This window comes from Zoogloea oryzae, assembly GCF_030161255.1.
In the GTDB taxonomy this organism is placed as follows: Bacteria; Pseudomonadota; Gammaproteobacteria; order Burkholderiales; family Rhodocyclaceae; genus Zoogloea; species Zoogloea oryzae.
The window spans coordinates 1-5,559 of record NZ_BSPX01000132.1 but is presented as its reverse complement, the minus strand read 5'-3'; the positions used below and the strand labels follow the sequence as shown (position 1 = coordinate 5,559).

The window sequence follows — 5,559 nt, the reverse complement described above, 5'->3', positions numbered from 1 at the left end:
GCCGCCGCCCACGTCGGCCAGCAACGCCCGCCACAGGCTGGCCTGCCAGCGCTGCTCGTCGGGCAGCGGCACGCGATCGCCGCCGGCGCGGATCAGCACATCGTCGCCGGCCGCCCACGCGGCCAGCCAGTCAGCGCGATACACCTGATACTGGTCGAACAGATCCGCCAGCCGCTCGGCCAGCTGGAAGCGCTTGCGCAGGTCAGCGTCGGACGCCAGGAAGCGCCGCAGCGGCGCGTAAGCCGCCTCGCCCATCACGTCGGGCAGAAGGCGCATCAGCCGCCACATGAGCAGCGGCTTGTCGAAGGGCGAGACTTCCGGCACCGCGTCGCGGCCCAGCACGGCCCGGTACACCTGCCACAGAAAGCGCGACGGCAGCGACATGTCGAGCCCTGCGGCAATCCCGCAGCCGCCACCCACGCTGTCCTCGGCCGGATCTTCGGCCAGCGCCAGGCGCAGCCACTGGGCGATGCCGTTGCTATGCACCAGCAGGGTCTCGGTTTCCAGCGGGGCGAGCGGATAGCGCCGGATCCACGCGACCAGCAGGTCGCGCAGGGCTTCGGGGCGATTGCCGTGAACCAGCATCAGCCCGGGTGGCAGCGGTGTGAAATGCAAGGTGAACTCCCGTCAGGACGCGGCGGATTGTAGGGCCTGGGCGATGCGCCGGAAAGCCGCGTCTGCCGTGCGTTGCCGCCACCACCGACAAAACCCGCCGAAGCCGGAACCATGCCCGCCCGCTTGAGCTACGCTATGAAGATGGAAACCCACCCGGGAGCCCCGCCATGACCAACCCCATCGAGCGCGCCCGCCGCGCCATCGCCGAAGCCCTGCGCACCCACCCCGCCACCCTCAGCCTGCGCGGCGACGGGCTGACCGAACTGCCCGACGAACTCTGGTTGCTGGTCGACCTGGAATGGCTCGACCTGGGCGACAACCAGCTCACCCGACTCGACCCGCGCATCGCCCACCTCAAGGCACTGCGCTATCTGGACGTCAGCGGCAACCAGCTGGTGGATGTGGACATCCTCGCCCAACTCCCGAATCTGGCCGAACTCCGCGTCGCCGGCAATCCGCTGCACAAGCTTCCGCCCACGCTGGCCACGCTCCGGCCGACCATCGACCAGCCAGACCGACATCTGAACTTCGACGCGTTCCGGACCGATCGGGGGTTTGGGTTTTCCGATGGCAAGCCGGACTTCGGTCTCCATTCCCGCTCCACAGGTGGCGGCGACGAGTTGCTGGGCGGCCATCCTTCCACACCGGGCGTGCATCACCACGAGACGAGCTTCAAGCACGCCAAACCACCCGCGCGCAGTTTCGAGATGCCGACCTTCGAGATCCCCACCGCCGGCGCCGAACCACCCGAACCGCCTCCACCGCCCGCCCCGGCACCTCCGGCCACGCCTGCCCTGCCCGCCGCCGACCGCAGCGCCGAACCCGCTCCGCCGCCCAACGCCGAAGCGGTGGATGCCGCAGTGTTCTGCCCGCCCACGGTGGCGCGGGAAAGCAGCTTCCTCGTCCAGTGCTTCCTGTATCCGCCAGATGCGTCAGCCGCCGTGGACGCCCAGGCCAAGCAGGCCGACGACACCGCCACCCGACGCGGCAGCTATTCCCTGCCGCTCGACATCCCCCGCGGCGCGCGGATCGACCTGCATCTCGAGATGCCCGGCCTCACCGTGGTCGAGCCCGACGCCTTCGTCACCTGGCGGGGGCGGATCACGCCGGTGCAGTTCGACGTGACGGTGCCCGCCGACGCGCCGGGCGCCAGCGCCATCGGCCGCATCCGTTTTGCCGTGGACGGCATGCCCGCCGGGTCCCTGCGCTTTCAGGTGGGCCTCGCCCCGGCCGGCACGCCGGCAGAGGACGCCGATGCCCGCGAAGTCCGGGCCCGGCGCTACCGACGGGCCTTCATCTCCTATTCGTCGAAGGATCGCGCCGAGGTGCTCAAGCGCGTGCAGGGCTTCCAGCGGGCCGGGATCACCGTCTTCCAGGACGTGCTGAGCCTGGAGCCCGGCGAGCGCTGGGAGAAAGCCCTGTACCGGGAGATCGACAACTGCGACGTGCTCTACCTGTTCTGGTCCAGCGCGGCCGCGCAATCCGAGTGGGTGCAGAAGGAGATCGACTACGCCCTGGCCCGCAAGGCCGGCCAGGACGACAACCCGCCGGACATCCAGCCCGTGCCCATCGAAGGCCCGCCGATTCCGCGCCCGCCCGAAGCCCTGAAGGCGCTGCATTTCAACGACGCGCTGCTGGCCCAGATCGTCGTGGCGTCGGCGCCCAAGCCCTAGCGGCGGGGATCAGTCCGCCAGCGGCAGCCACATCTCGAAGACGTTCTGCCCGTCTTCGACGCGGGCCGTCACGTCACCCCCGTGGGCGCGCAGGATCGAGCGGGTGATCGCCAGCCCCAGCCCGGCGCCCTCGCCCCCGTGGCGGCGGGCGGCGTCGGCCTGATAGAAGCGGTCGAAGAGGCGCGGCAGGTGCTCCGCGGGGATCGGCTCGCCGGTGTTGGCGATGGCAAGGCGTACCCCGGGCCGGCCGGATTCATCCACTGCCGGCGCCACGGTGGCCGTCACCGTGCCGCCTTCCGGCGTGTGGCGCAGGGCGTTGGAGAGCAGGTTGCCGATGGCCCGGCGCAGCATCAGGCGGTCGCCTGCCACATCGGCCCGGCCCGAGAGGCGCAGGGTGACGCCGTTATCCTCGGCCACCGCGCCGTAGAACTCGAACAGCGCCGACACCTCGTCGGCCAGCGGAAAGCGCGCCAGCCCCGGCACGATCAGCCCGTTCTCGGCCTTGGCGAGGAACAGCATGTCGCCGATCATGCGCGACAGCCGATCGAACTCCTCGGCGTTGGATTCGAGCACCTCCCGATAGGCGTCGGCGTCCCGGGCGCGGGTCAGCGCCACCTGGGTCTGGGTCATCAGGTTGCTCACCGGGGTGCGCAGCTCGTGGGCCAGATCGGACGAAAAATCCGACAGCCGCCGGAAAGATTCCTCCAGCCGCGCCAGCATGTCGTTGAGGGAATCGGCCAGCTCGGCGAGCTCGGCCGGCACGGTGTCGGCGGGCAGGCGGTGGTCGAGGCGCTGGGCGCTCACCTCGCCGGCCCGGTGGCCCATCGCCCGCAGCGGCGCCAGCCCCCGGCGGGCGGCAAACCAGCCCAGCAACCCGGTGGCCAGCGACGCCCCCAGCACCACCCACCACAGGGTGTGCATGAACGAATCCATGAAGCTGCGGTGATGGGCGATGTCTGTGGCGACGCCCACCCGCAGCGTCGGTGCGTCGGGGATGCCCGTGGCCACCGGCGCCACCAGGCCCCGGTACGCCGCGCCCTCGTCCTCCCACACCTGGGGCAGGCCGTTTGCCGGCCCGCTGCCCAGCCGCGTCGCCGGAAACGCCGCGCCGTGGCCGGCGCTGTGGATCACGCCGTCTGGCCCGAGCACCGCGATGGTGATGCCGTGGTGACCGACCAGCGAATCCTCCAGCGGGCGCAGCGCGCCTTCGAGTTCGGCCGCCGAGTGCAGCTTGTCGAGCAGGCGCCCCACCTGTACCAGCCGGCCGTTCAGCTCGGCCATGTCCTGCTCTTCAAAGTGATGCTCCACCGAACCGGCGACGATCCAGCCCAGCACCAGCAGCACCACCGTCGATGCGGCCGCGAACAGCAGCGTGAGCCGCGCGGTGAGCGAGGTGCGCCGGCCGCTCACGGGCATGGGGGCGCCTCCAGCACATAGCCCATGCCGCGCACGGTGCGGATCAGCTTGGGCTCGAAGTCGTCGTCGATCTTGGCGCGCAGGCGGCGCACGGCCACCTCCACCACGTTGGTGTCGCTGTCGAAGTTCATGTCCCACACCTGCGAGGCGATCAGCGAGCGGGGCAGCACCTCGCCCTGGCGGCGCAGCAGCAGCTCCAGCAGCGCGAACTCCTTGGCGGTCAGGTCGATCCGCCGGCCGGCGCGGGTCACCCGGCGGCGCAGCAGGTCGAGCTCCAGATCGGCCACCTGCAGGGCGTCGAGCTCCTTGGTCTTGGTGCCCCGGCGGAGCAGCGTGCGCACCCGGGCCAGCAGCTCGGCAAAGGCGAAGGGCTTCACCAGATAGTCGTCGGCGCCCAGCTCCAACCCCTTCACCCGGTCGTCCACGCTGTCGCGGGCGGTGAGGAAGAGCACCGGCGTCTCGCGTCCGGCCTTGCGCAGGGTTTCCAGCACCTGCCAGCCGTCGAGGCCTGGCAGCATCACGTCGAGCACGATCAGGTCGTAGGCCTCGGCCAGGCCCAGGTGAAGCCCGTCCAGGCCGTCGACGGCGAGATCCACGGTGAAACCGGCCTCCGCCAGCCCCCGCTTCGTATAGGCGCCAGTTTTAGGTTCGTCCTCAACGATCAGAATCTTCAATACCTTCTCCTCGGATGGCTGCCAGTCTGCCGTGGACCGCCGCGCCTGGCCGAAGATTACAGAGATGTAATCTTGGGGTCAGCTTCCTGTCGGGCTCGACTTGCCACAATCGGCCAAAGCCCTTCAAGGAACCGCCATGAAAGCCCTGCTCGCCGCCCTCGCCATCCTCGCCGCCACCCCCGCTTTTGCCGCCGACAAGCACGCCGGCCACAATCACGCCGCTCCCGCCGCCGCAGCGCTGGTGGACGGCACCGTCAAGAAGGTCGACAAGCCCGCCGGCAAGCTCACCCTCTCCCACGGCCCGCTGCCCAACGGCATGCCGGCGATGACCATGGCCTTCGGTGTCAAGAACCCCGCGTGGCTCGACCAGCTCAAGGCCGGCGACAAGATCCGCTTCGGGATGGAAGACACCGGTGGCGTGCTCACCGTCACCCGCATCGAGCGCCCCTGAGCCCCCTGAGCCCCAAGGCGCCGCCGCCATGATCCGCCACCTCGCTCCCGCGCTGCTGCTGGCGCTGGCCGCCACCGCCCAGGCCCAGACGCCCGGCGCCAGCCTCGAATCGCTCCTCGACTACGCCCGCAGCCGCAACCCGGAATACGCCGCGATGCGCTACGAGGCCGAAGCCGCCGCCGAGCGCATCGTCCCGGCCGGCGCGCTGCCCGACCCGAAGTTCCGCACCGAGCTGCGCGACATCACCCGCATGGGCGAGCAGAACCCCTCGGTGCTGCCGGCGCGGGTGGGCAGCACCCGCTACCTGCTGATGCAGGATGTACCCTGGCTCGGCAAGCGCGAGCTGAAGCGCGAGATCGCCGAGCTCGACGCCCGGGCCGCCGACGGCCGGGCCACCGGCACCTGGGCCGAGCTTTCCGCGCGCATCAAAACGGCCTACGCCCAGTACCAGTACATCCACCACAACGCGGCGCTCACCCGCGAGCTGCTCGATCTGTCCACCCGCCTCGAGAAGGTCGCCCAGGCCCGCTACGCCGGCGGCCTCGCCGCCCAGCAGGACGTGATCCGCGCCCAGATCGAACAGACCGGGATGCGCACCGAGCTCCTCGCCCTCGACAACGAGGACCGCCAGGCACGCGCCCGCGTGAACACCCTGCTCGCCCGCCCCGCCAGCGCGCCGCTGGAGGCGCCCACCAGCCTGCGCCCGCTGCCGCCGGCGGGCGCGCTGGAT

General features: G+C 70.8%; 6 protein-coding genes. 3 read left to right on the top strand and 3 right to left on the bottom strand.

Features of this window, described 5'->3' with window-relative positions; genetic code table 11:
- Positions 1 to 615: exodeoxyribonuclease V subunit gamma (locus tag QQK25_RS22055; RefSeq protein ID WP_284189893.1), on the bottom strand; the 615-nt coding region annotated here is incomplete at its 3' end.
- A gap of 167 nt (positions 616 to 782) precedes the next feature.
- Between QQK25_RS22055 and QQK25_RS22050 the strand changes: the two genes are divergently transcribed.
- A complete protein-coding gene (locus QQK25_RS22050) occupies positions 783 to 2,288 on the top strand; it encodes a TIR domain-containing protein (RefSeq protein WP_284189892.1) in 1,506 nt (501 codons plus the stop codon).
- A 9-nt stretch (positions 2,289 to 2,297) separates the two neighbouring features.
- Here the strand turns inward: QQK25_RS22050 and QQK25_RS22045 are convergent, their stop codons facing one another.
- Together QQK25_RS22045 and QQK25_RS22040 are read right to left on the bottom strand one after the other, a co-directional pair.
- Positions 2,298 to 3,704 (bottom strand): heavy metal sensor histidine kinase, encoded by a 1,407-nt coding sequence (locus QQK25_RS22045; RefSeq protein WP_284189891.1) that lies wholly within the window; start codon positions 3,702 to 3,704, stop codon positions 2,298 to 2,300.
- The gene (locus QQK25_RS22040; RefSeq protein WP_284189890.1) at positions 3,695 to 4,378 is read right to left on the bottom strand and encodes a heavy metal response regulator transcription factor; all 684 of its coding nucleotides are present in this window, start codon (positions 4,376 to 4,378) and stop codon (positions 3,695 to 3,697) included. The genes QQK25_RS22045 and QQK25_RS22040 overlap by 10 nt, the downstream gene beginning before the upstream one ends.
- Before the next feature lie 136 nt (positions 4,379 to 4,514).
- Between QQK25_RS22040 and QQK25_RS22035 the strand changes: the two genes are divergently transcribed.
- Positions 4,515 to 4,829, top strand: coding sequence for a copper-binding protein (locus tag QQK25_RS22035; protein ID WP_284189889.1), 315 nt, complete (start codon positions 4,515 to 4,517; stop codon positions 4,827 to 4,829).
- Between the two features lie 28 nt (positions 4,830 to 4,857).
- Positions 4,858 to 5,559, top strand: a 702-nt coding sequence (locus tag QQK25_RS22030) for a TolC family protein (RefSeq protein ID WP_284189888.1), incomplete at its 3' end; no start/stop codon positions are given.